Raw genomic sequence first — 23,165 nt, 5'->3', positions numbered from 1 at the left:
TTCCGTTTCGCTGGAATACCGGTTCTATTGGACGGTAGGCGGACTTCGGACGGGTGGTAGAGGGCGGGGAGGGCTCCGCCGGGCGGAGCGACTTCCACCACGACCGCCGCGGTCGCCACGCGATCACGGCAGCGCCGGATGGCGAGGCGGCGCGGCGCACCCCTTGTAGACCAGAGGAGGAGGCATCAGTGAGCCAGGCCCGACCCCATGTGCTGGTGGTAGACGCCGAGAAGAGGGTCCTCGACAGGCTCGCGCTCGAGCTCAACCAGGGCGGCTTCGACGTCACCTGCGCCGAGAGCGGGCTCGCCGCGATCGAGCTCGTCAAGGCGCGCCGCTTCGACCTCGTGGTCGCCGATGTGGGGGCGCTCGGCACGGAGGGCGCCGGGACCATCGCCGCGCTCAAGGCGCTCGGCCCGGACCTCGAGATCATCGTCGGCGCCCCGTGCTCGAGCGCGAAAGACGCGGTGGAGTGCATCGAGCGCGGCGCGTACGACCTGCTGGAGAAGCCCTACGACATCGAGGACCTGAAGCGGCTGCTCGAGGCGGCGATGCTGCGCACCCACCTCGACGCCGTGGCGGCCGTCCACCAGGCGAGCGCCGCCCTCGTCGCGTCCCTCTCGCGGGACGACTTCCCCGAGCGCGCCGTGGATCTCGCTGCGAAGGTCGTCTATACGACCTGCGCGGCGCTCTCCCTCGCGCTCGATCAAGGGGCCGCGCTGTACCAGGCGGCCTCCGGCGCCGAGGTGCCCGCGGCGTTCATCGCTCGGCTCGCCGGGCGCATCGAGGGCGCGCTCGCGCCCGTCCGCCTGTCCGCCGACGACGCGCCCGATCTGCTCTGTACCGCAGAGGGCGATCGCTTCGGCGCCGCCATCGTCGCGCCGCTCCGCCTTGGCGAGAGCTCGTTTGGCGGTCTCGTGGTGCTCCGCGACGAGCGCCTGCCGGCGTTCACGAGCCAGGAGGAGCAGGCCATCGGCATCTTCGCAATTGAGCTCGCGCTCGCCTTTTACGGCCACAAGGTACGGCGCTCGGTCGGCCCCTGCGCCGCCTGACGCCGCGCGCGGCGTGGACACGCGCGCGGCGCGCTCACCCGGGCCGAGATCTGCGGCTGGCGCCCGCAAATTCTTCGGCAATCGAGCTCAAGATTCCCTCTGGCGAACGCGTTCGCACCCCACTAAAGGAGGGGAGCGATGAGCCCCACCGCTGCACCATCGACTCTCCCCGCCAGGGCCCAGCGCGCCGCGACCTTCTACCGGGATCTCGTCGGGAAGAAGATCGCGATGGCGCTGAGCGGCGTCATCTTCTTCGGCTTCGTGATCGGCCACCTGGCCGGCAACCTCCAGGTCTTCCTCGGCCGGCAGAAGTTCAACGACTATGCCGCCTTCCTCCACGGGACGCCCTCCCTTCTGTGGGGGACGCGGATCGTCCTCCTCGCCTCCCTCATCGTCCACGTCTACACGGGCGTGACGCTCGCGCAGCACAGCCGCGCTGCCCGGCCGGTCCCCTACCAGGTGAAGGGACAGCGGCGCCCGAACGTCGCCGCGCGCACGATGCTGCTGAGCGGCGGCGTCCTCGGCGCCTTCATCGTCTATCACCTGCTCCACCTGACGACGGGCACCGTGCACCCCGACTTCGTGGCGCTCGACGCCTACGACAACGTCGTGAAGGCCTTCAGCCCGGGCCCCGCGGCGATTGCCTACGTCGTGGCGATGGGGCTGCTCGCCCTGCACCTCTACCACGGCGCGTGGAGCATGTTCCAGTCGGTGGGCTTCAACCACCCGCGCTACTCGCCGGGGCTCAAGAAGTTCGCCGCCGCGTCGTCGATCCTGCTCTTCGCCGGCTTCTCGTCCATCCCGCTGGCCGTCCTGTTCGGCATCGTCCGCTGAGCCCGGAGCGTCCGTCATCATGCAGCTGAATGCGAAGATCCCTGAAGGTCCCATCGAGAAGAAGTGGGACCAGCACCGCTTCAACCTGAAGCTCGTCAACCCGGCGAACAAGCGGAAGTACACCGTCCTCGTCGTCGGCACCGGCCTCGCCGGGGGCGCGGCGAGCGCGACGCTGGCCGAGCTCGGCTACAACGTGAAGAGCTTCTGTTTCCAGGACTCTCCGCGCCGCGCCCACAGCATCGCCGCGCAGGGCGGCATCAACGCCGCGAAGAACTACCAGAACGACGGCGATAGCATCTACCGCCTCTTCTACGACACCGTGAAGGGCGGCGACTACCGCGCGCGCGAGGCCAACGTGTACCGGCTCGCGCAGATCAGCGTGAACATCATCGACCAGTGCGCCGCGCAGGGCGTGCCGTTCGCGCGGGAGTACGGCGGCGTGCTCGCGAACCGCTCCTTCGGCGGGGCGCAGGTGTCGCGCACGTTCTACGCGCGCGGCCAGACGGGGCAGCAGCTCCTCCTCGGCGCCTACCAGGCCCTCGAGCGGCAGATCGGCCTCGGCAAGGTGAAGATGTACCCGCGCACCGAGATGCTCGACCTCATCGTCATCGACGGCAAGGCGCGCGGGCTCATCACCCGCAACCTGATCACCGGCGCGCTCGAGACGCACCTCGGCGACGCGGTCGTCCTCGCGTCGGGCGGCTACGGCAACGTCTTCTTCCTCTCGACGAACGCGAAGGGGTCGAACACCACGGCCATCTGGCGGGCGCACAAGCGCGGCGCGCTCTTCGGAAACCCCTGCTTCACCCAGATCCACCCGACGTGCATCCCGGTCTCGGGCGACTACCAGTCGAAGCTGACGCTCATGAGCGAGTCGCTCCGCAACGACGGCCGCATCTGGGTGCCCACGAACGCGGGCGACACGCGCCCGCCGGAGCTCATCCCCGACGGCGAGCGCGACTATTACCTCGAGCGCCGCTATCCGAGCTTCGGCAACCTCGTGCCGCGCGACGTCGCGTCGCGCGCGGCGAAGGCGGTCTGCGACGAGGGCCGCGGCGTGGGGCCGACGCGGCTCGGCGTGTACCTCGACTTCTCGGACGCCATCCGGCGCCTCGGCAAGCCGGCCATCGCCGAGCGCTATGGCAACCTCTTCGACATGTACGAGCGCATCACCGGCGACGACCCGTACAGCGTCCCGATGCGCATCTATCCGGCCATCCACTACACGATGGGCGGGCTCTGGGTCGACTACAACCTGATGAGCACGATCCCCGGACTGTACGTGCTCGGCGAGGCGAACTTCTCCGACCACGGCGCGAACCGGCTCGGGGCGAGCGCGCTGATGCAGGGCCTGGCGGACGGGTACTTCATCATCCCCTACACCATCGGCGATTACCTCGCGTCGACGAAGCTCGAGCGGGTCGACGACCTCCACCCCGCCGTGAGGGACGCCGAGCGCGACGCGAGCGCGCGGCTGAACAAGCTGCTCGGCGCGAACGGCTCGCGAACGGCCGACTCGTTCCATCGCGAGCTCGGCAAGATCATGTGGGAGCAGTGCGGGATGGCCCGCAACGCGGCCGGGCTCAAGGGCGCGCTCGCGCGGATCCCGGAGCTCCGCGAGCAGTTCCACCGTGACGTCCGCGTCTCGGGGACAGGCACCGGCCTGAACCAGGAGCTCGAGAAGGCGGCGCGCGTCGCCGACTTCTTCGAGCTGGCGGAGCTCATGTGTCGTGACGCGCTCGACAGGGAGGAGTCGTGCGGCGGGCACTTCCGCGAGGAGCACCAGACGCCCGAGGGCGAGGCGAAGCGCGACGACGAGCGCTTCTCTTATGTCGCCGCCTGGGCATGGCGAGGCGAAGGTCAGGCCCAGGAGCTCCACAAGGAGCCGCTCCAGTTCAACGAGGTTCACCCCACGCAGCGGAGTTACAAATAATGCGCCTCACCCTCCATGTCTGGCGGCAGAAGGGCAAGTACGAAGCGGGCCGGTTCGTCACGTACGAGGTGCCCGACGTCAGCGAGCACATGTCCTTCCTCGAGATGCTCGACGTGCTCAATCAGCGGCTCATCCTCAAGGGTGAGGAGCCAATCGCGTTCGATCACGACTGTCGCGAGGGCATCTGCGGCATGTGCGGCTTCATGATCAACGGCCAGGCGCACGGCCCCCTCCGTGGGACGACCGTGTGTCAGCTGCACATGCGTCACTACAAGGACGGCGACGTGTTGTGGCTCGAGCCGTGGCGGGCCCAGGCGTTCCCGGTGGTAAGCGACCTCGCGGTGGACCGCAGCGCGTTCGACCGGATCATCGCGGCGGGCGGCTTCGTCTCGGTGTCGACGGGCAGCGCGCCGGACGCGAACGCGATCCCGGTGCCGAAGGTGGTCGCCGAGCGCGCCATGGACGCGGCGGCGTGCATCGGCTGCGGCGCCTGTGTCGCATCTTGTCCGAACGCGTCCGCCTCGCTCTTCACCGCGGCGAAGCTCACGCACCTGAACCTCCTGCCGCAGGGCGAGCCGGAGCGCGATCAGCGGAGCCTCAACATGGTCGCCCAGATGCGCGTCGAGGGCTTCGGCCACTGCACGAACGTCGGCGAGTGCGAGGCGGTCTGCCCGAAGGAGATCCCCCTCGACATGATCGCGAAGATGAACCGCGACTACCTGCGCGCGACGCTGGTCCACCGCGACGTGCAGGCCAAGGGCGGCACCGGCTGAGGCGCCGCACCGCCGGCCTCGCTCGAGGCCGGCGGCGCCTCCCCTCCCTCCCCTCTCGTCGACAGCGAACGCCCTCCTCCCGCACGCCATGAACGGCGGCGCTCCGTCGCCGCCACCCCGCCGCCAAGGCGGGTGCGCCCCTGATTGACACCGGCTCGCCGCCCGGACGCGCTGCGCCAAAGGTATGCCTGTGGCCCACGGGGTCAGGCTGGCCCTTCGGCCCATCACCGCCCGTACGGCCGGCCCCCGGTGCCTGCAGGCGCAGGCTGCAGCGCCTCGGCACGAGGCTCACCCGAGCACGGCCCCGCGGCATGACAGGCGAGCCCTGGTGCCGCGGGTGCGCCAGCACGATCCCGACGGCCGCCGCAGGTGTGGCACGAGGCCGCCCTCACCTTCCGTTTTCGTACAATTTTTCACCAAAAACACAAGGATTTGCAGGCCCCCTGTGGAAAACAAACCAGGAGTTTCCTGATCACCGACTCAGGGACTTCCTAAACCGTCTTCACATTGAGAGCCCCAACCGTACAGTCAACGTGGGATAAGCACTCGGCATGTTTCGAGAACATCTCGCCGCGACTCGCGCCTATGCCAGTGGGGGCTTTCCGAGCGTGACGAGCCGTCGCTCCAGTAGCAGCGCAACCGCGAAGATGCCGTGGCGCTCTCCCGCGCCGCAATGAAACGTGTCAGGGTCAACAGGCACTTGTTCGAGGTCACGAGTTGGAATAACCTCGAAATTGTCCTGAACGGGATCAGTCGTCATAAGACAATTGTGGTCACCCCACACCATGTCGTAGACTAGGTCGAACTTAGAGCGCCGCAGCGAGGGGGGGCATCCCGCGGCGAGCGCGTCGAGGATCGCATCGAGTATCGCTCTTCTGCGGAAGCCGGTTCGAGGGGAGGGCCGGCAGGAGGAGAAGCCAGAGGCAACGGCCGCGGCGACCTTTCTCCCGGCGGGTCAGGAGATCCGCTTTCCACACGGGAACGACGCGCACCGGGACCGCAAACCAGACCGACCGGGGCCGGGCAGATCGCCTGACGGCGCCCTGCTGCACTGTTCGTGCTGCGCGTCGCATACGCGCGCCGGGGTCTGCGAGGCTGATCGGATGCGGGAGTTCGAACATCAGACAGGTCTCTTGGACGAGCGAAGAAGTAGGAGGGGAACTTCATGAGGTGCTGCATCGACGGCCTTAATCTGCATCCGACGAGCGTCCACGATGCTGCCGTTGTTCTCGACACCGTGACGGATCGGCTCCTCGCCGCGGGTGATCGGCGAGCGGCCTTCACCGACGTCTACGGTATCGTCACGCGCGCGGTCGCGGCGCAGGTCGGGCGACGCGATGGCATGTTCCTCGAGCCGGCGTGGATCTCGCGGCTCGCGGGCCGGTTCTGCGAGCGGTACCTCCAGACGCTCGGCTGGTACGATCGGGGCGCGGCGCAGGACTGCGGCGCCTGGCACATCGCGTACTCGAGCACGGCGTCGCGGTTCACGCCCCCCGTGCAGAACGCGCTGCTCGGCTTCAGCGCCCACATCAACTACGACCTGATCTTCGGGATCCACGCGACGATCGTCGAGTTCGGGCACGGCGCCGACCGGGCGATGCTCGCGCGGCTCAAGCACGATCACGATCAGATCAATACGCTGCTCCGCGCCTCGGTCATCGAGGCGCTCGCGCGCCTCACCGCGCGGCACGGCTGCCCCCTCAGCGCGTTCTTCCTGGACAACGCGCCGGAGGTCGCGATCTGGGTGTCCATGGAGATGCTCTCGCGGTGGCGCGAGCGGGTCTGGGACGACGTCCTGGCGCTCCTCGCCGCGCGCGACGGGAGCGAGCGGGCGGCGCTCTCCCGCGGGATCGAGCGGCGCTCGACGCGCATCGCCCAGATGCTCGCGCTGCCCTCGCTCCACCAGGCGCCGCATACGGCGCTCCGCCTCCTGTCAAGGGCCGCGTGATCGCGGCCGACCGCAACCGGAGCCCCGCCCGATCGTAGAATGGGGGCATGAGCAAGCTGCCCAAGGAACCGCCCGCCGGCGAGATCACCCCTCCAGCGCTCTACCTGCGGCGGCGCGAGCTCCTCAAGAGCGCGGCGCTCTTCGCCGGCACCGCGTCGGCCATCGGCGGCGGCCTCGTCTGGCTCACGGGCGGCGCGGCGCGCCCCTCGGCGGCGGGCGCCCCCGGCGGTGAGGCCACGCCGCTCGGCGCGGGCGCGCCGCCGGGGCCGCCCGCCGCCGGCGCGTCGTCCTCCGGGACGAGATCGAGAGACCCGTTCGTTACCGACGAAGCGCGGACCTCCTACGAGGACATCGTTTCGTACAACAACTTCTACGAGCTCGGCCTGAGCAAGTCCGAGCCGGCAAGGAACGCCGGCCGGCTCAGGCTCCGCCCCTGGGCCATCGCGTGCGAGGGAGAGGTGAAGAAGCCCGAGGTCGTCGACCTCGACACCCTCCTCCGGTGGTTTCCCCTGGAGGAGCGCGTCTATCGAATGCGCTGCGTCGAGGCGTGGTCGATGGTGATCCCCTGGCTCGGGTTCCCGCTGGGCGCGCTGCTCAGGCGCCTCGAGCCGACCTCTCGCGCCCGGTACGTCCAGTTCACCACGCTGCTCGATCGAGAGCAGCTGCCCGGCCAGCGGAGCGACGTGCTCGAGTGGCCTTACGTCGAGGGGCTGCGGATCGACGAGGCGATGCACCCTCTCACGATGCTGGCCGTGGGCCTCTACGGCAAAACGCTGCTCGGCCAGAACGGAGCGCCCATTCGCCTGGTGGTGCCGTGGAAATACGGGTTCAAGGGGTGCAAATCGATCGTCAGCATCAAGCTCACCGAGCGCCAGCCGGCGACGAGCTGGAGCCGCGCCGCGCCGGACGAGTATGGGTTCTATGCGAACGTGAACCCCGCGGTGGATCACCCGCGCTGGAGCCAGGCGACGGAACGGAGGATCGGTGAGCTGCGTCGCCGTCCCACGCTGCCATTCAACGGCTATGCGGAGGAGGTCGCCGGCCTCTACAGCGGGATGGACCTGCGGGAGAGCTTCTGATGATGCGCGCGCCAGCGAGGACGATGTCGCCGCCGCGCGCTGCCGCCGCCGGCGTGCCGGCTGGCCGGAAGCTGGCCTGGCTCCCGCCCGCGGTCGTCGCCGGCGGGCTGATCCCGCTGGCCGTGCTCGGCCTGCGCGCCGGGGCCGGGGCGCTCGGCCCGGACCCCGTCGCCGAGGCGCTGAACCAGCTCGGCCTGCTCGCGCTCGTGCTGCTCGTCGCCTCGCTGGCGGCGACGCCGCTCAAGCTCGTGTCGGGCTGGACCTTTCCGCTGCGTATCCGCAAGGCGCTCGGGCTGCTCGCCTTCTTCTACGCGTGCGCCCACTTCCTGACGTACGCGATCGTCGATCAGGGCCTCGAGGTGCGCGCGATCGTCGAGGACATCACGCAGCGCCCCTTCATCCTCGCCGGCTTCGTCGCGCTCCTCGCGCTCGTCCCGCTCGCGGCGACGTCGACCGCGCGCATGCTGAAGCGCCTCGGCGCCGCGCGCTGGAAGCGCCTGCACCGGCTCGCCTACGTCGCCGCCGTCCTCGGGATCGTGCACTTCTTCCTCCGCGTGAAGAAGGACACGACGGAGCCGATGATCTACGGGGCGCTGCTCGCGCTGCTCTTCGCCGTGCGCATCGCGAGCGCCGTCCTGCGCAGACGCGCGGCGCCGCGCTGAGCGCCGGCGTCGCGCCGTCACGTCGTCGCCGCGCGGCGAACCTGCCGCGCCGCGCCGCGCGTTCGGATACCATGTGGCTTCGACGTGGAACGCGTGAGGACGGCGTCATGAAGCTCTTCACCATCGGGGACAGCATCTCTCAAGGCTTCATGTCGCTCGGCGCGGCGCGCACCCAGCTCGCCTACTCCACGTGGATCGCGCGCGCGCTCGGCGTCGACGTCGGCGACGCGCTGTCGAGCCCGGCGTACCGCGTGCCCGACTACCCGGCCCACGGGCTGCTGCTCGATCTCGAGGTGGTGCTCCGCCGCCTCCAGCTCGCGTTCGGCGCCACGATCGACAGGCTCGAGTGGGCCGCCGTCCTGCTGGAGATCAACCGGGTGCTCGACGTGGCCGAGGACTACTACGAGCGCGGCGAGGGGGCCGGCCCTTACCGCGGCGGGAGCGTCCCCTGGTTCCACAACGTCTCGGTGTACGGCTTCGACGTGGCCGACGCGTGGCTCGTGACCCCGAGGCTCTGCAGGGAGCGGATCGCGGCGGCGCCCGGCGCCATGGACGGCTTCCTCCAGGGGCCCAACGCGGCGTTCTACCGGACCGCGCTCCGCGTCCTCAACCCGTCGCGGGACGAGCGCCTCGACGGGTACAGCCAGCTCGACTGGCTCGGCCACCACGCGCGCGGCGAGGGCGTCGAGAACCTCCTGCTCTGGCTCGGCCCCAACAACGCAGTCGGCTCGGCGATCCTCCTCAGCGTCGCGGCGACCGAGGACAGGCCCGAGCGGCGGCCGGTCTCGCTCAGCTTCGACGAGCGGACCCGGGCGCAGTGGAACCTCTGGATGCCCGACGATTTCGTCGCCGAGTACGGCGAGCTGCTGGACCGGGTCGACACCCTGATGCGGCGCAACGAGAGCCCGGGCTGGCGGGTGTTCGTGGCCAACGTGCCTCACGTGACGATCGTGCCGATCGCCACGGGCGTCGGCGACCCCCTCCCTGGCTCGCCGCGCTACTTCCCCTATTACACCTATCCCCCGTTCGCTCGCGGCCCCCGCCTGATCGAGGCGGGCGCGCCGCACCTCACCGCGGCGGAAGCGCGGCGCATCGACGCGACCGTCGACGCCTGCAACGCGCAGCTGCTCCGGCTCATCGAGGAGAAGAACGCCCGCCACCGCACGCCCCGGTATCACCTCGTCGACGTCTCCGGCGGCCTGGACCGGCTCGCGTACCGGCGCACCAGCGGCGAGCCGTCGTACGAGTTCCCCGCGTACTTCGCGGCCAACGTCGCGCCGCCGATGGACACCCGCTTCTACCACGTCGATCGCGCCGGGCGCCGCAGGGCCGGCGGCATCGTCAGCCTCGACGGGGTTCACCCGAGCGTCATCGGCCAGGGCCTCCTCGCCCACGAGTTCCTCAAGGTCATGAAGGAGGCCGGCGTCCCCGGCGCCGACCCGGACCGCCTGCCGTGGCCCAGGATCGTGGCGAGCGACACGCTCTATCAGGACCCGATCCCGCTGATGGAGGAGATCTACCGGTACGAGGAGCTGTCGTACGCCGTGCTCTCGGCTTACCGGTACCTCTTCGGAGGGTTCCAGGGCCGGCGCGGCAGCATCAAGGACTTCTAGAGCGGTTCCCCCCCCGCCCCTGGAGCGTCGCAGAGCGGCGGTCACGGCACTGCCGGGGTGCTCCCACGCAGCATGAAATAGATGAGCACCCCCGTGACGGAGACGTAGAGCCAGAGGGGCAGCGTCACCCGAGCGATCTTGGCGTGCTTCGCGAAGTTCGCCTTGTAGGCGAAGTAGAACGACGTCAGCGCGAGCGGCACGATGCCCGCCGAGAGCACGATGTGAGAGATGAGGACGGCGAAGTAGACGGCGCGGAGCGGCCCGGTGCCCTGGTACTTCGTGTCGCCGTGGACGAAGTGATAGGCGAGGTAGCCGACGAGGAACAACGACGAGGCGGCGAACGCCGAGACCATCAGGTACTTGTGCACGACCATCGCGCGGCGCTTGATCGCGAACCAGCCCGCGACGAGGAGCGTGGCGGCCGTCGCGTTCAAGGCGGCGTTCAGCGGGGGCATGAAGCGGAGATCCGCGCCGCCCGCGCCCCGCCGGATGATCAGGATGTAGGCGAGGAACGCCAGCGCGGCCGCGGAGAGCACGGCATTGAAGGCGTAGAACGATCGGTCGCTTGTGCGGGCGAGCAGGCCGACGGGCTTCAAGTGGCTCGAGGCGTGGGACGACATCGCGCGGTCCATACCAGAGGAGCGCGCCGAGCGCGAACGCGAGCGGGCGACCTCGGATCAGCGAGCGGGAGCGGACGGAAGCGGACACGAGCCGGCGGGAGCGGACGGAGACGAACGCCAGCGCTCGCAGGCCGACCGAAGCGGACGGGCGCGGACGGAGCCGCCCCGAGCGACGGCGGGCTAGGCGGAGCTCGGCGCGATCCCCATCGGGGGGCTGCGCTCGAGGTTCCGCAGCGGCTCGCGCATGGTCACGAACTCCTCGGCCGCGGTCGGGTGGATGCCGATCGTGGCGTCGAACTGCGCCTTGGTCGCGCCGCACTTCAGCGCGACGGCGAACCCCTGGATGATCTCGCCGGCGTCCGGCCCGACCATGTGGACGCCGAGCACCCGGTCGGTCGTGCGATCGACGACGAGCTTCATCATCGTCTTCTCCTCGCGCCCGGAGAGGGTGTGCTTGAGCGCGCGGAAGGTAGAGAGGTAAATGGCGACGTCGTGGTGCTCCCGCGCCTGCGCCTCGGACAGGCCGACGGTGCCGACGTTCGGCTGGCTGAAGACGGCGGTCGGGATGCCGGCGTAGTCCACGCGCGCGCGCTCGCCGCGGAAGAGCGTCTTCACCAGCGCCATCGCCTCGGCGATGGCCACCGGGGTGAGCTGCACGCGCGAGATCACGTCGCCGAGCGCATAGATGGACGGGACCGACGTCTGGAACGCGTCGTCCACAACGACCGCGCCGTCCTCGTCGAGCTTCACCCCGACCTCCTCGAGGCCGAGCCCCCTGGTCTTCGGCAGGCGCCCCGTCGCGTACAGCACGCAGTCGGCCGCGAGCTCGGTGCCGTCGGCGAGCATCGCGCAGAGCGCGTCGCCCCGCCGCTCGAGGCTCTCGATGGTCGCGCCCAGGCGGAGGTCCAGCCCCTTCTTCTGGATCTCGGCGGCAAGGAACGTCCGGATGTCGTCGTCGAAGCCGCGCAGGAGGTGCAAGCCGCGGTGGATCAGCGACACCTCGGCCCCGAGGCCGTGCAGGATGCCGGCGAGCTCGACCGCGATGTAGCCGCCCCCGACGATGACCGCCCGCCGCGGCATCGTCGGGAAGTGGAACAGGTCGTCGGAGCTGACGGCGAGCTCGCGCCCGGGGAGATCGGGGATCCAGGGATAGCTGCCGGTCGCGATGAGGATCCGCTCGGCGGTGATCCTGGCGCCGTCGATCTCGACGGCGTGGGGATCGACGATCCGGGCGTGCCCCCGGCGGATGTCGGCGCCCGAGTTCTTCAGGAGCCGCTCGTAGACGCCGTTCAGGCGCTCGATCTCCTTGTCCTTGTTGCGGAGGAGCGTCGACCAGTCGAACGACGGGCCGGCATGCCCGTTCCCGCTGGCGCCGTGGCCGGGCACCGTCCAGCCGTAGCCGGCGGCGTCCTCGAAGTCCTCGGCGTAGTGCGAGGCGTAGACGAGGAGCTTCTTCGGGATGCACCCCAGGTTGACGCAGGTGCCGCCGAGGTGGCGCGACTCGGCGACGGCGACCCGCGCGCCGTAGGAAGCGGCCATGCGGGCTGCGCGCACGCCGCCGGAGCCGGCGCCGATGACGAACAGATCGTAATCGTACTTGGACATGGCGGACGACTATGCCCCATGCGGGGCGCGGTCGCCGCGCGCCGTGCGGTCGCCGCGCCCCCGGCCTCCGCTCCCTTCGGCTTCGGCTCGGCCACCGGCGCGGGGTTTCTGCTACGGTCCCGCCGTTGCGCTCCTCGACCCACACTGGAACCTTCGCCGACGCTCCGTCACCGCGCCCGCGCGACGGCGACCTGCAGGAGCGTCCCGCGCCGCGCCTCGCGGGGCGCGCGCGCCGCGCCCTGCCCTTCGCGCTGGCGGCCGCGCTCGTCGCGTTCGTCCTCGGCCGGCTCGACTTCGACGCCTTCCTCGCCGCCCTGTCGCACGTCGATGCGCCGCTCTTCGTCGCCTTCGCCGCCCTCTTCGTCCTCGCGCTCCTCGGCGCCGACACGTTCGCGACCGTCCTCGTCTACCGCCGCCTGATCGCGCCCGTCGCCTTCCGCGATTTCCTCGTGCTCCGCGGCGCCTCCTACCTCCCGTCGCTGCTCAACCACCACGTCGGTCAGGCCTTCATCACGGTCTTCCTCGCGCGCGTGCACGCCGTGCCGCTCGCGCGCGTCGCCGGCGCGACGCTCGTCGTGTACGCGTCGTGGCTCGGCTGCCTGCTCCTCCTCGGCGCCGTCGCCGTGCCCGCGAACGGCGGGTCGCTCGTCGGGTCCGCCCTGCTCCTCGCGGCGGGCGCGCTCTACCTTGCGATCCTCGCGCTCCGCCCCGCCCGGCTCGCCCGCACGAAGCTCCTCGCCCCGCTCTTCGAGGCGGGCGTGCGCGGCCACCTCGTCGCCCTCGCCGCGCGTATCCCGCACCTCCTCGTCCTGTTCGCCGGCACCTGGCTCCCCTTCTGGTTCTTCGACGTGCGCATTCCCCTTGGAGCCGCCCTCACGTACATCCCGATCCTGATGGTGGCGGTGACGCTCCCCATCACGCCGCAAGGCTTCGGCACGCGCGACGTGCTCGCCGCCGCGCTCTTCGAGGGCTTCGCGGCCGGCGCGACGCGCGACGCACGCCTGGCCGCCATCGCCGCCTCGACGACGACGTGGGCCGTGGCGCTCACCCTCGTCGAGGCCGCGCTGGGCCTGGCCCTGCTCCGGGGCGTTTTGCCCCATATGGAGGCAAAGCGCCCCACCGACGCTGCTGCCTCCGATGCTGCCCCCTCCGCCAGGCGCGAACCGACATGACGCGGCTTAACGCGGCTCGCCATCGCGGAATTGTCACGGTATTTGCAAATATTGCAACTACGCTGTGGGTTATGGGCCATTGGCTCATGGTTTGCCATAGCGTGGAAGAGGTCAAAGAAGTCGAAGGGGCCAAAGCGGCCAAAGAGAGATAGGTCGGCTGGGAGAACGTTCGGCGCGACGAGTTTCGGGTTATAGTCTCCGACCCCCTGGCGTTGCTTTCGTCCTTCTGGCGGGCGCGTCCCGCCGAACATCGCAGACTGGACCAGTCCGCGCCGAGCGACCCTCTATGAAGAACCTGGTTCGTTTCCTCGCCTCCTCCGATCACGACGTCGCCCGCGCCGTTCGGCACGTGCGCCGGCAGGTCCGCGGCTTCACCCTGCCCGCGCCGCGGCCGATCGTGGTCCCGATGCGCATGGCGTTCGAGGCGGCGCGCGAGGCGTACTACTTCGGCGCTCGCGTGCTCGTCTGCGAGCCGCACTTCAAGTCGCACTGCGCGCAGTACGGCAAGGGTGTCCGGACGGGGAACTTCATCCACTACATCCAGGGGCAGGGCGACATCCTCCTTGGCGACAACGTGGTGCTCGACGGCAAGATCAACTTCGTCTTCGCCCGGCGGTTCTGCGACCGCCCCACGCTGCGGATCGGCGACAACACAGGGATCGGGCACGGCTGCCGGATCATCGTCGGCAAGTCGATCACCATCGGCAAGCACTGCCGCATCGCGGGGAGCGTCTTCATCCTCGATTCGAGCGGTCACCCGAGCGATCCGGAGGCCCGGAAGCAGGGCCTGCCGCCCTCGGACGCCGAGGTGCGGCCGGTCGTCATCGAGGACAACGTATGGCTCGGGGCCCGGTCGATGATCTTCCCGGGGGTCACGGTGGGCGAGGGCAGCGTGGTTGCGGCGGGCGCCATCGTGATGGCCGATGTCCCTCCGTACACCGTCGTCGCTGGCAATCCGGCCCGACGGGTGGCATCACTGCGGACCGAGCCGGCGCCCGAGGCGAACCGCGCCGACGCGAAGAAGCACGGCGCGGACGACGCGGGGAGGCGCTCGGTCTCCGACAGCGCATCGTAACCCTGGAGCTTCTCATGGCGATCGAGTTGGATCAGGTGACCGAGATCATCGTCACGCTCAGCAAGGTTCCCGGCATCGGGCCTGATGACGACATCTTCGACGCAGGGGTCACCTCCATTCTTGCGGTTTCACTCATCCCCGAGCTGGAGGAGCGGTTCAACGTGACCATCCCCGACGACGGCAGGTTCCTTGCGGCCCGCACGCCGCGCGCGCTGACCGCGATGCTGCGGGAGCTCGAGTGATGAGAAGGACGGTCACGGTCGAGCTCGCGACGCCTGCGACCGAGATGGCGCAGGAGGAGATCCCGAAGCAGATCGCCTTCCTCTCGAAGGACATCTCGAACATCCGCTTCGTCCGCGAGGGCGCGGCGATCGAGTTCGAGGCCCCCGAGGAGGGCGCGGGAGAGCTCGCGCGCGCGGCCGAGCGCCTCGCGCGCTCCATGCAGCGCAGCCTGCGCCAGATCGCGCGCAAGCTCGTGTACCGCAGCCCGGCGTGCGATCGGGCGGAGTTCCGCGGCGGCGCGCTCCCCGCCGGGATCACGCAGATGGGCCAGGGCCAGGTCGCCCTCGAGGGCATGCCGCTGCGGCTCTACCGCTACTTCGATCGCACGCTGGAGGCGCTCGGCGCGCCGTTCTCGCCGAGCCCGATCCTGGTGCCGACGTTGATCCCGGCAACGACGCTGGCGAAGTGCGACTATTTCCGCTCGTTTCCCCACATCGTCACGTTCACGTGCCACCTGCCGGAGGACATGCCGCGCATCGAGGATTTCCGGGCGAGGCACCAGGACCGGGACACCCTCGACGAGCGCGCGCTGAGCGACATGGCGCAGCCGGAAGTGTGCCTCTCGCCGGCGGTCTGTTACCACGTGTACGCGGCGAACCGGGACCGGGTGCTGCCGGCGGGCGGCGCGCGCTACGCCCTCGCGGGCCGCTGCTTCCGCTACGAGTCGAGCAAGATGGTCGACCTGCGGCGGCTCTGGGAGTTCACGATGCGGGAGATCGTCTTCCTCGGGTCGCGGGAGGAGGTCCTCGCGCTGCGCGAGCAGGGGAACGAGCTCGTGGCGCGCTACCTCGACGAGCACCGGCTCGCCGGCGAGATCCGGACGGCGAGCGACCCGTTCTTCATCGCGCCGGACGCGGCCGCCAAGACGTACTTCCAGATCAGCAGCGAGACGAAGTACGAGATCTCGCTGATGCTCCCGGAGGGCGAGCGCGTGGCGGCCGGCTCGCTGAACTACCACACCGACTTCTTCGGCCGCGCGTTCAGCTGCAATGTCGAGGGCGCGGGCCCGATGCACAGCGTGTGCATCGCGTTCGGCCTGGAGCGGTGGGTCTACGCGTTTCTGGCCCAGCACGGCGACGATCCGACAGGCTGGCCCGAGCTCGTGCGGCGGTCTCCCGAGATGGCCAGTCTGTAGAGAGGCTTCGCTGCCATGCAGGTCGAGCGCGTCGATCCGGTCGCGGCGGCGGACGAGGCCAGCTTCGTCCTGCGCGAGGCGTGGCCGCTGCCGGTCCTCCACTACACGGCCGACTACCTGAGGTGGCAGTTCGGTTCCCCCGGACCGGCGCCGCAGGCGGTGCTCGCGCGCGAGGGCGGCGAGCCGGCCGGCTTCATCGGCGTCGCCCCGCGCCGCTTCCGCTTCCGGGGCGTCACGTCGGAGGGATATGTCCTCTCGTTCGTGAGCGTGCGGCCGAAGTTCCAGGGGCAAGGGCTGGCGAGCCGGCTGTACACGGAGCTCCTCGCCGGCCTCCGGGCGACCGGCCTGCCGATCGCGGTGTTCGTGGAGGCGCGGTCCGCGCCCGCGCAGCGCGTGCTCTTCAAGGCGGTGGCGGCGGTGGGCCTCGAGCTGAAGCAGCTCACCGCGTGCCGGAACCATGGCTTCCTCCCCCGGGCCGGCGCCGCGCCGCCGCGGGCCGTGGCCGCGCCGGCAGGGGCCTTGGAAGACGCGCTCGCCGTGATGGGGGCGTGCGGCGACGAGCGCGTGCTGTGGTCGGCGCCCGACGCGGCCCAGCTCGAGCACGGCCTGCGCGATCCGCGTCCGCGCCGGCTGCTGCTCGTCGAGGAGGCAGGCCAGGCCGTCGGCGCCGCCGCGGTGTTCCTGTCGGAGATCGCGACCGCTCGTGGGATCGACCGGGTGGCGACGGTCGACACGCTCTTCCTGCCGGAGCCGACCGCCGATCGGCTCGCGGCGGTGATGCGCGCGGCGTCGGAGGTGTTCGCCGGAGAGGCGACCGCGCCGGTGGTGAGCGCGCCGAACCTGGCGATCGTCCCCCAGGACCAGCTGAGGCCAGCCGGCGTGCGCGCGACGGCCGCGACCTTCGACGCGTTCGTGCTCCACCCGAAGCGCGGGCCATGGCTGGACGCCGAGACGACCAACCTCGAGGTCGTCTGACCCGAAGGTGCCCCGGGGGCATTCATCTATTTTATAGATGATCCATATGAGAACAATGCCGATTCACAAGATGGATCGGCGGGCGCATGCTGAGGTCATGACCAACAACACTTCTTCGATGGTGATCCGGCGCTCTGGCGAGCGCGGCTATGCCGACCATGGGTGGCTGCAGTCGTTCCACACGTTCTCGTTCGCCGACTACCAGGATCCGGAGCACATGGGCTTCCGTGCGCTGCGGGTCATCAACGACGACCGCGTCGCCCCGTCGCGGGGGTTCGGGATGCACCCGCACCAGAACATGGAGATCGTCACCTATGTCCTGGAGGGGGAGCTCGCGCACAAGGACAGCATGGGGAACGGGTCGATCATCCGCCCAGGCGAGGTCCAGCGCATGTCGGCGGGGACGGGCGTGTACCACAGCGAGCACAACACCTCGAAGGCGGGCGCGACCCACCTGCTGCAGATCTGGATCGTGCCGGATCGGCGCGGGTATACGCCGAGCTACGAGCAGAAGGCGTTCTCGAAGGAAGAGCGCCAGGGCAAGCTGCGGCTCGTCGCCTCGCAGGACGGGCGCGAGGGCTCGGTCACGGTCCACCAGGACGTGAGCCTGTTCGCGGGGCTCTTCGGGCAAGGCGAAGAGACGCGCTACGAGCTCCCGGCCGGTCGAAACGCCTGGGTCCACGTCGCGCGCGGCAGCGTCGAGCTGAACGGGACGCTGCTCGAGGCCGGAGATGCGGCGGCCATCGGCGCAGCCGGCGCGGGAGGAGCAGGTCAGTCGCTCCACCTCGTCGGGAAGGGCGCGGGCGAGGTGCTGCTGTTCGACCTCGCCTGAGGGCGGCTCTCGCGCCCTCCGCTCGGCGGCGGCTCAAAGAGACAGATGAGACAGCGCGAGATCGCGCCCATGATCCACGGCGTCAGGAGAAGCCTGCCGCCTGCAAGGGAGCTCCCTGGGGCAAACAGGCACCTTGCGGGCGACGGCTCGACACACCGCCATGATCATCGTCCCCCTCGCTCGACCCCCGCAGAGGCGCGATGTCGCCGCCGCGCTGCGGGTCCGACGCCAGGAGGCAGCTGAATCCGTGCGTCTCGATCTGGCAGGCTTTGCGCGCCTCTCCCGCTTGCTCGTCGGCGGCATCCGCTCCATAGAGATCTCATGGATGCCATCGAACTCCTCGTAAGCCACCACCGCGAGCTCGAGCAGCGATTCTCCGAGCTGAAGGAGGCCTCTTCCGTCACCGCAGCGCAGTTCACCGCTGCCGCCGACCTCCTCGCCACCCACATCACGATCGAAGAGCAGGACTTCTACCCGGCGGTCCGGGCTCGCCGCACCGAGGATATCCTCCTCGAGTCGCTGGAGGAGCACCTGTCCATCAAGCGCGTGCTGGCCGATCTCGTGGCCCTCGACGCCGCGGACGAGACGTTCGGGGCCAAGGTCCATGTGCTCGCCGAGCAGCTCGAGCACCACCACAAGGAGGAGGAAGAGCACCTGTTCCCCAAGGTCAGGAAGCTCCTTGACGACGGCGCGCGCGAAGCGCTCGGGCAGCAGATGCACGCGAGGATGCGCGCGCTGCAGCAGGGGGAGCCCCGCAGGCTCGTCCTGGGCCAGACCGACGCCGCAGCGCCCCTCCCCTGAACCCATGTCCCTCCAGCCCCCTCTCCTCGGTGGCCCCCGGCGCCGTGAGCGCCCGGACGCGGCGCCCGCACACGCAGGCCCACGCAAGCCCGCGCAACCAAGCGACGGCTGTTAGAAAAGATACCCTCACGCAACACGCGCGAACCAGAGCCGGACGTAAAAACCTGAGCCGCATGCAGGCGCCGGCGCCACCCTACAGTTCAGCGAAACCTGAGAAATTCGTCGGAGCGAATGCGATTTTTCTAGTAGGAATTTCCCCACGGTCGTTATTCTAGACTGCTGCGAGTCTCGTGGCGGTGGTCCGGAATGGCCGCGGGGAGAGAGCATGGTGCGAAGAAGCCGATGGGCAGGGCCTGATGCCGTACGCCAGCTGCTCGGCGCAGCGGGCGCCGTCTGGCGCGCGAGCGAGCGATGCCCGACGCTCACCGGGGATCTTCGACGGAGGTAGGAGGTAGGATGACGGCTCGACCTGTACTCTCGATTGACACATCCTTCGACCCGGACAGCGCGTGGTTCGCGGCCGGACGCACGCAGCTCTACGGGCGTATGGGCGAGCAGTTCTCCATCGTACCGTTCGGACGTGCCAGCGCGGAGCGGCGGAGGATACTCCGCCAGATCGCGCGCGCCGAAAGCACCGGCAATCCATTCCGGGCGATCGTGGTGTCGTCCCACGGCAAGACGAGCTGCGTTGTGGACGACGAGTCGCCCGACGGCATCCTGCTCTCGCACGAGAGCCCTGCGCAGGAGATCGAGCTCTGGGCGCGCGGTCGCGTGCTCTATTTCTGCTGTGGCGAGACCGCGAACGGCCCGCTGTTCGACAGGCTCCTCGACGCGGGAGCGCGGGCGGTGGTCGGCTTCACGGGGAGGCTCGGCGCCACGACCGTCGACGGCAAGTTCTTCTGGCGGCTGCTCGATCACGAGCTGGTGACCTGCGCGCTGCACGACCAGCAGGTGCCGGGCTTCGAGAGGGCGAGGCAGCAGTTCCTGGAGCGCGTCACGCTGCGTCTGACGTCGCTCCCCGACGACGGAGCGGTGCGGGACGAGCTCTCGAAGATGAGGGACCAGCTCGTGTCGATGGTGATCCGGGGCCCGGGGAAGGGGTAGCAGCGCGCCGCCCAGGGTCGTCCTGCGCGGGAGGTCTTGCCGAGGCGCCCGGCCCCCGGGAGGGGGTCGTCGCGCGGCGCGGAATCAGGGACGACGTTGCGGGAGCCCCGCTGGGACTCCCTCGAAGCGGGTCAGTACAGGAAACATATCCCCGGCTTCTCCTCGCATCTCCCGAGCACGCAGAAGCCCTCGCAATCGGCGTCACTCGAGCACGCCGTGCGGGCGCACGCGCCGGTCGTATCGCACACGTGGTCCTTCGGACAGTCCGCTTCGGCGGCGCACGACCTCGCCCGACACCGATGATCCGGCGCGCACGCCAGCGTCGAAGGGCATTCGGCGTCCGTCTCGCAGCCGCGGACGCAGGTGTTCCGCAGCTGCAGCTGGATAGCCAGGGGGCACGTGAAATGCGGCGGCTCGCAGATGATCGGCGCGCCTGCGCCGCCGCCTCCGGCTCCCCCGCCTCCCGCTCCCCCGCCGCCGCTTTCGCCGTCGATGCCGGCGCAGTCCTCGTCGGATCCACACCAGGCGCCTCGTACCTCATAACAGACGGCATCGCTGAGCCGGTTGCACGTGTTGTTGTTGCAATCCGCCCCGACCCGACACTCGAACTCGCCGAGCGGCGCGCCGCCGCTATCTCCAGCGGGCTCGCCGTTGCCCCCGCCGCATCCGAGCGAGACGCCGAGCACCGTACCGAACATCAATCGATGAAGCCTGATCCGCATAAAGTCATACCTATCAGGCGGCCGCTGTTCCGAAGAAGACTGCGGCACGTTCGCGACGACCGGAGCGACCCCGTACGCGCTGCGGACCTGAATGAGGGATCGAGCCCCTGGCGCTCGAAGCGAGAAACTGCCGAGGCGGCAAGGACGCCAAGAGATCCGAAAACATCTCTCTTTTTGGCGTCTTCTGGCGTCTTGGCGGTCTGTATCCTCCGTGCCCGAGCACCGGTTGACGGTCTGCATCTTTCTCGCCCGAGCGCCGCTCCAGGGCGGCCCTGGTAGGACGCCGCGCGGTCCGGTAGATCCAGGAGAGCGATGCGACACAAGCCCTCGGTCGTGCTCTGCTCGGCGGCGCTCCTCCTGGCCGCCATGGCGGGCGACGGCCTCGCCAGCCCGCGCGCGGCCGTGCGCGAGCAGGCGAGCGACGCGTGGTTCATGGACGGCGGGCGCCGCGTCGACGTCGAGCGGCTCGGTCCGGCCGCGCTGGGCGCGTCCTCGACGCCGCGCGCGCTCGCGCCGGTGCGGCTCCGCTATCCAGGCGGCCGGACCGTTCAGGCGAGCGTCGGCGCAACCGCGATCGTGGAGGTCGAGCCGGGCGCCGAGGGCGCGCTCGGCGCCGCAGGCGTGGAGGTGGTGAGGCCGCTGATGCCCTCGATCGGGCTGTGGCTCGTCAGGGACACCGGCGGCGGCGATGGCCTCGACCTCGCCCAGCGCCTCCAGGGCGCGGCGCGCCCGGCCTTCGTTCGCGAGGCGATCCCGGACCTCCACGTGCGCCTCAAGGCGCACGGCGCGCCGTTCGCGCCGGACGACCCGCGCCTGCCCGACCAGTGGTACTTCGACGACCTCCGGATGCAGGAGGCCTGGGGGCGCACGCAGGGGGACGCGGCCACCTCCATCGTCGTCATCGACACCGGCTGCGACCTCGATCACCCGGACCTCGCCGCGAAGATGGATCCAGGCCTGGACGTCATCGACGGCGACGACGACCCCACCTACCAGCCGGGCGGGCAGAGCGTGAACCACGGGACGGCCTGCGCGGGCCTGATCGCCGCCGACACCGACAACGGCGTGGGCATCGCGGGCGGCTGCCCCGCCTGCAGGCTGCGGTGCGTGCGGCTGCTCGACGACGAGCCGCGGCCGATCTCCGCCTCGGTCGACGCCTTCGAGTTCGCGCTGCAGGTGAACGCCGCCGTCGTGTCGAACAGCTGGGGGTACGCCGATCCGATGCCCGTCCCCAGGGTGGTCGAGGCCGCGATCAACCGCCTCTTCGACGCCGGGCGCAACGGGAAGGGGGCGCTCGTCCTGTTCGCCGCCGGCAACGACGACCGGGAGATCCTCGACGACGAGCTCCAGGCCGTGCGGGGCGTCCTTACCGTGGGCGCCGTCAACCACCTGGAAGACGCGACGCCGTTCACGAACCGCGGGAGATCCCTTGATCTCGTCGCGCCCACGGGGACGCTGAGCACCGATATCGCCGGGAGCGAGGGGGACGACGCGAGCGACTACACCTCTCGGTTCGGCGGCACCTCGTCGGCGTGCCCTGTCGCCGCCGGCGTCGCGGGGCTGCTCGTGAGCGCCGCGCCCGAGCGGACCGCGGGCGAGCTCTACGACGTCATGATCCGGACGGCGCGGCTGGCGCCCTACGCGGTCCCCGACGAGAGCGGGCACGATCCCATCTTCGGGCACGGGATCATCGACCCTGTCGCGGCGCTCACGGAGGTGCTCGGGGACGAGCCGCCGCCGCTGGCAGGAGGCGGCGAGGGCGCCGACGACCAGCACGCCGGCTGCGCTTGCGCCTCGGCCGGCGCGGGCTCTGGCGAGCGGCGAGGGCTCGCGGCGGCGGCGCTCCTCGGCCTGGCCGCGGCGGCGCGCCGGCGCGGCGTGTCCCGCGCGCGCCGCGGAGGGTGACCTCAGGCTCCGGGCTGCCGCCCGGCCCGGAGCGCGTCCCGCTGCGCGAGGAGCCACGCGCGCGCCTCGCCTTCCGTGTCGAAGAACGCGATGGAGTGCGAGCGCTGCGCGAGGAGGTTCATGCTCTTGAAGATGAGCGTCCCGATGACGCGGAGGGAGAAGCTCGCTCCGAAGAGCGCGACCGCATCGAGGCGCGCCGAGCTCAGCCCTTCCGCGAACGCCTTGCGCGCCTGAGGTGAGATCGCCCCGTTGCCGCGCGCATCGGAGAGCACCAGGACGTCGCGGCCGCTGTCCCTCAGGCGCTGGCACGCCGCGGTGATCGTGCGCGCCATCTGCTCCGAAATATCGCCCACGACCGTGATGAACAAGACGCCGTCGGGCTCTTCGCGGAGGTCGAGGCGCGCGCCCTCCGGTCGGGGATCGCTCATGCGCCCCGCCGCGCGGCCCGGAGCGCATCCCGCTGGGCGAGCAGCCATGCGCGCGCCTCGCCTTCGGTCTCGAAGAACTCGACCGGATAGGATTGCCTCGACAGGATCTGCACGCTCTTCGCGGCGAGCGTCGAGACGACGCGCACGGCGAAGCTCGCGCCGAACAGCGCGATCGCGTCGAAGCGCACGCCGCGGAGCTCCTCCGCCATCACCTTGCGCGCCGACGCCGAGATGGTCCCGAGGCGGCGCGCATCGGAGAGCACGAGGACCGCGCGGCCGCCCTCCGACAGGCGCCTGCACGCGGCGGAGATCGCGCGCGCCGTGTCGTCCGAGATGTCGCCCTCGATGGCGGTGCACAGGATCCCGTCGGCGTCCTCGCGGAGGGCCTGGCTTGCGTCGTCGATGCGGGGGTCGCTCATGGCGTTCCACGGTAGCTCGTTTGCGCGGCGGTACGACGTTCGCGCGATCACGGACGCCACCCGCGCGACGACGGGCGAAGCGGCCGATCGAGCGCGTGGGTCGCCGTTCAGGGCCCGCGCATGCGCCGGATCATCCGCGCGCCGCGCGAGCGCGTCCGTCACGGCCCGCGCGCCCGCCGGGGAGACGCTGGCGCGCCGC

22 protein-coding genes are annotated in these 23,165 nt (G+C 70.3%); 17 read left to right on the top strand and 5 right to left on the bottom strand.

All coding sequences use genetic code 11. The features are described from left to right. Nucleotides 1-188 precede the first annotated feature (188 nt). The 8 genes from WMF19_RS43235 (at nt 189) to WMF19_RS43200 (ending at nt 9,891) form a co-directional block, all read left to right on the top strand. Nucleotides 189-1,049: a response regulator gene (locus WMF19_RS43235; protein ID WP_437895712.1), complete on the top strand. Its 861-nt coding sequence runs from the start codon at nt 189-191 to the stop codon at nt 1,047-1,049. Between the two features lie 138 nt (nt 1,050-1,187). Further along, nucleotides 1,188-1,883 (top strand): succinate dehydrogenase cytochrome b subunit, encoded by a 696-nt coding sequence (locus WMF19_RS43230; RefSeq protein ID WP_437895711.1) that lies wholly within the window; start codon nt 1,188-1,190, stop codon nt 1,881-1,883. A gap of 19 nt (nt 1,884-1,902) precedes the next feature. Then, on the top strand, nt 1,903-3,816 hold the full coding sequence (locus tag WMF19_RS43225; protein WP_272095502.1) for a fumarate reductase/succinate dehydrogenase flavoprotein subunit: 1,914 nt from the start codon (nt 1,903-1,905) through the stop codon (nt 3,814-3,816). After that, entirely contained in the window at nt 3,816-4,589 is a 774-nt protein-coding gene (locus tag WMF19_RS43220; RefSeq protein WP_437324409.1) for a succinate dehydrogenase/fumarate reductase iron-sulfur subunit, read from the top strand. The genes WMF19_RS43225 and WMF19_RS43220 overlap by 1 nt, the downstream gene beginning before the upstream one ends. Nucleotides 4,590-5,754: 1,165 nt before the next feature. After that, nucleotides 5,755-6,537, top strand: coding sequence for a DUF5995 family protein (locus WMF19_RS43215; protein ID WP_437895710.1), 783 nt, complete (start codon nt 5,755-5,757; stop codon nt 6,535-6,537). Nucleotides 6,538-6,584: 47 nt separating this feature from the next. Continuing rightward, a complete protein-coding gene (gene msrP / locus WMF19_RS43210; protein WP_437895709.1) occupies nt 6,585-7,616 on the top strand; it encodes a protein-methionine-sulfoxide reductase catalytic subunit MsrP in 1,032 nt (343 codons plus the stop codon). A 2-nt stretch (nt 7,617-7,618) separates the two neighbouring features. Further along, a complete protein-coding gene (locus WMF19_RS43205) occupies nt 7,619-8,278 on the top strand; it encodes a sulfite oxidase heme-binding subunit YedZ (protein WP_437901742.1) in 660 nt (219 codons plus the stop codon). A 107-nt stretch (nt 8,279-8,385) separates the two neighbouring features. Continuing rightward, a complete protein-coding gene (locus WMF19_RS43200; protein WP_437895708.1) occupies nt 8,386-9,891 on the top strand; it encodes a hypothetical protein in 1,506 nt (501 codons plus the stop codon). 41 nt (nt 9,892-9,932) lie between these two features. Here WMF19_RS43200 and WMF19_RS43195 read toward each other — a convergent pair whose 3' ends face one another. Continuing rightward, complete coding sequence (locus WMF19_RS43195) at nt 9,933-10,523, bottom strand: DUF420 domain-containing protein (RefSeq protein ID WP_272095510.1); 591 nt, start codon at nt 10,521-10,523, stop codon at nt 9,933-9,935. 168 nt (nt 10,524-10,691) lie between these two features. Continuing rightward, entirely contained in the window at nt 10,692-12,116 is a 1,425-nt protein-coding gene (gene gor / locus WMF19_RS43190) for a glutathione-disulfide reductase (protein WP_437895707.1), read from the bottom strand. Nucleotides 12,117-12,241: 125 nt separating this feature from the next. On the opposite strand from gor, the gene WMF19_RS43185 reads away from it, so the two are divergent. The 8 genes from WMF19_RS43185 (at nt 12,242) to WMF19_RS43150 (ending at nt 19,492) form a co-directional block, all read left to right on the top strand. Continuing rightward, nucleotides 12,242-13,288 (top strand): lysylphosphatidylglycerol synthase domain-containing protein, encoded by a 1,047-nt coding sequence (locus tag WMF19_RS43185; RefSeq protein WP_437895706.1) that lies wholly within the window; start codon nt 12,242-12,244, stop codon nt 13,286-13,288. 286 nt (nt 13,289-13,574) lie between these two features. Next, a complete protein-coding gene (locus WMF19_RS43180; RefSeq protein WP_437895705.1) occupies nt 13,575-14,363 on the top strand; it encodes an acyltransferase in 789 nt (262 codons plus the stop codon). Nucleotides 14,364-14,377: 14 nt separating this feature from the next. Further along, a complete protein-coding gene (locus WMF19_RS43175; protein ID WP_272095515.1) occupies nt 14,378-14,605 on the top strand; it encodes an acyl carrier protein in 228 nt (75 codons plus the stop codon). Continuing rightward, on the top strand, nt 14,605-15,780 hold the full coding sequence (locus WMF19_RS43170) for a hypothetical protein (RefSeq protein ID WP_437895704.1): 1,176 nt from the start codon (nt 14,605-14,607) through the stop codon (nt 15,778-15,780). The genes WMF19_RS43175 and WMF19_RS43170 overlap by 1 nt, the downstream gene beginning before the upstream one ends. 15 nt (nt 15,781-15,795) lie before the next feature. Beyond that, nucleotides 15,796-16,755, top strand: a complete 960-nt coding sequence (locus WMF19_RS43165; protein ID WP_437895703.1) for a GNAT family N-acetyltransferase — start codon at nt 15,796-15,798, stop codon at nt 16,753-16,755. 118 nt (nt 16,756-16,873) lie between these two features. Then, the gene (locus WMF19_RS43160; protein WP_437901741.1) at nt 16,874-17,587 is read left to right on the top strand and encodes a pirin family protein; all 714 of its coding nucleotides are present in this window, start codon (nt 16,874-16,876) and stop codon (nt 17,585-17,587) included. Between the two features lie 321 nt (nt 17,588-17,908). Further along, nucleotides 17,909-18,388 (top strand): hemerythrin domain-containing protein, encoded by a 480-nt coding sequence (locus WMF19_RS43155; RefSeq protein ID WP_437895702.1) that lies wholly within the window; start codon nt 17,909-17,911, stop codon nt 18,386-18,388. A 456-nt stretch (nt 18,389-18,844) separates the two neighbouring features. Then, nucleotides 18,845-19,492 carry a hypothetical protein gene (locus WMF19_RS43150; RefSeq protein ID WP_272095519.1) on the top strand — a complete coding sequence of 216 codons (648 nt, stop codon included), beginning with the start codon at nt 18,845-18,847 and terminating at the stop codon, nt 19,490-19,492. A gap of 131 nt (nt 19,493-19,623) precedes the next feature. Here WMF19_RS43150 and WMF19_RS43145 read toward each other — a convergent pair whose 3' ends face one another. Then, on the bottom strand, nt 19,624-20,214 hold the full coding sequence (locus WMF19_RS43145; RefSeq protein ID WP_437895701.1) for a hypothetical protein: 591 nt from the start codon (nt 20,212-20,214) through the stop codon (nt 19,624-19,626). 312 nt (nt 20,215-20,526) lie between these two features. Here WMF19_RS43145 and WMF19_RS43140 point away from each other — a divergent pair, with 312 nt between their 5' ends. Continuing rightward, nucleotides 20,527-22,119, top strand: a complete 1,593-nt coding sequence (locus tag WMF19_RS43140; RefSeq protein ID WP_437895700.1) for a S8 family peptidase — start codon at nt 20,527-20,529, stop codon at nt 22,117-22,119. Nucleotides 22,120-22,121: 2 nt separating this feature from the next. Here WMF19_RS43140 and WMF19_RS43135 read toward each other — a convergent pair whose 3' ends face one another. Both WMF19_RS43135 and WMF19_RS43130 read right to left on the bottom strand, forming a co-directional pair. Further along, the gene (locus WMF19_RS43135; protein WP_437895699.1) at nt 22,122-22,547 is read right to left on the bottom strand and encodes an STAS/SEC14 domain-containing protein; all 426 of its coding nucleotides are present in this window, start codon (nt 22,545-22,547) and stop codon (nt 22,122-22,124) included. Then, nucleotides 22,544-22,966, bottom strand: a complete 423-nt coding sequence (locus tag WMF19_RS43130) for an STAS/SEC14 domain-containing protein (RefSeq protein ID WP_437324424.1) — start codon at nt 22,964-22,966, stop codon at nt 22,544-22,546. Before WMF19_RS43130 ends, WMF19_RS43135 begins: the two co-directional genes overlap by 4 nt. Between the last annotated feature and the right edge of the window lie 199 nt (nt 22,967-23,165).

The sequence above is a fragment of the Sorangium sp. So ce124 genome (assembly GCF_051525235.1).
GTDB classification, from domain to species: Bacteria; Myxococcota_A; Polyangia; order Polyangiales; family Polyangiaceae; genus Sorangium; species Sorangium atrum.
The sequence above is the reverse complement of the archived record's forward strand: the minus strand, read 5'-3'. Positions and strand labels throughout refer to the sequence as shown.

Coding starts and splice junctions, on each gene's coding strand:
- WMF19_RS43230 (WP_437895711.1), top strand. CDS start 1,188: ATGAGCCCCACCGCTGCACCATCGACTCTCCCCGCCAGGGCCCAGCGC.
- WMF19_RS43225 (WP_272095502.1), top strand. CDS start 1,903: ATGCAGCTGAATGCGAAGATCCCTGAAGGTCCCATCGAGAAGAAGTGG.
- WMF19_RS43220 (WP_437324409.1), top strand. CDS start 3,816: ATGCGCCTCACCCTCCATGTCTGGCGGCAGAAGGGCAAGTACGAAGCG.
- WMF19_RS43215 (WP_437895710.1), top strand. CDS start 5,755: ATGAGGTGCTGCATCGACGGCCTTAATCTGCATCCGACGAGCGTCCAC.
- msrP (WP_437895709.1), top strand. CDS start 6,585: ATGAGCAAGCTGCCCAAGGAACCGCCCGCCGGCGAGATCACCCCTCCA.
- WMF19_RS43205 (WP_437901742.1), top strand. CDS start 7,619: ATGCGCGCGCCAGCGAGGACGATGTCGCCGCCGCGCGCTGCCGCCGCC.
- WMF19_RS43200 (WP_437895708.1), top strand. CDS start 8,386: ATGAAGCTCTTCACCATCGGGGACAGCATCTCTCAAGGCTTCATGTCG.
- WMF19_RS43195 (WP_272095510.1), bottom strand. CDS start 10,523: ATGGACCGCGCGATGTCGTCCCACGCCTCGAGCCACTTGAAGCCCGTC.
- gor (WP_437895707.1), bottom strand. CDS start 12,116: ATGTCCAAGTACGATTACGATCTGTTCGTCATCGGCGCCGGCTCCGGC.
- WMF19_RS43180 (WP_437895705.1), top strand. CDS start 13,575: ATGAAGAACCTGGTTCGTTTCCTCGCCTCCTCCGATCACGACGTCGCC.
- WMF19_RS43175 (WP_272095515.1), top strand. CDS start 14,378: ATGGCGATCGAGTTGGATCAGGTGACCGAGATCATCGTCACGCTCAGC.
- WMF19_RS43170 (WP_437895704.1), top strand. CDS start 14,605: ATGAGAAGGACGGTCACGGTCGAGCTCGCGACGCCTGCGACCGAGATG.
- WMF19_RS43165 (WP_437895703.1), top strand. CDS start 15,796: ATGCAGGTCGAGCGCGTCGATCCGGTCGCGGCGGCGGACGAGGCCAGC.
- WMF19_RS43160 (WP_437901741.1), top strand. CDS start 16,874: ATGGTGATCCGGCGCTCTGGCGAGCGCGGCTATGCCGACCATGGGTGG.
- WMF19_RS43155 (WP_437895702.1), top strand. CDS start 17,909: ATGGATGCCATCGAACTCCTCGTAAGCCACCACCGCGAGCTCGAGCAG.
- WMF19_RS43150 (WP_272095519.1), top strand. CDS start 18,845: ATGACGGCTCGACCTGTACTCTCGATTGACACATCCTTCGACCCGGAC.
- WMF19_RS43145 (WP_437895701.1), bottom strand. CDS start 20,214: ATGCGGATCAGGCTTCATCGATTGATGTTCGGTACGGTGCTCGGCGTC.
- WMF19_RS43140 (WP_437895700.1), top strand. CDS start 20,527: ATGCGACACAAGCCCTCGGTCGTGCTCTGCTCGGCGGCGCTCCTCCTG.
- WMF19_RS43135 (WP_437895699.1), bottom strand. CDS start 22,547: ATGAGCGATCCCCGACCGGAGGGCGCGCGCCTCGACCTCCGCGAAGAG.
- WMF19_RS43130 (WP_437324424.1), bottom strand. CDS start 22,966: ATGAGCGACCCCCGCATCGACGACGCAAGCCAGGCCCTCCGCGAGGAC.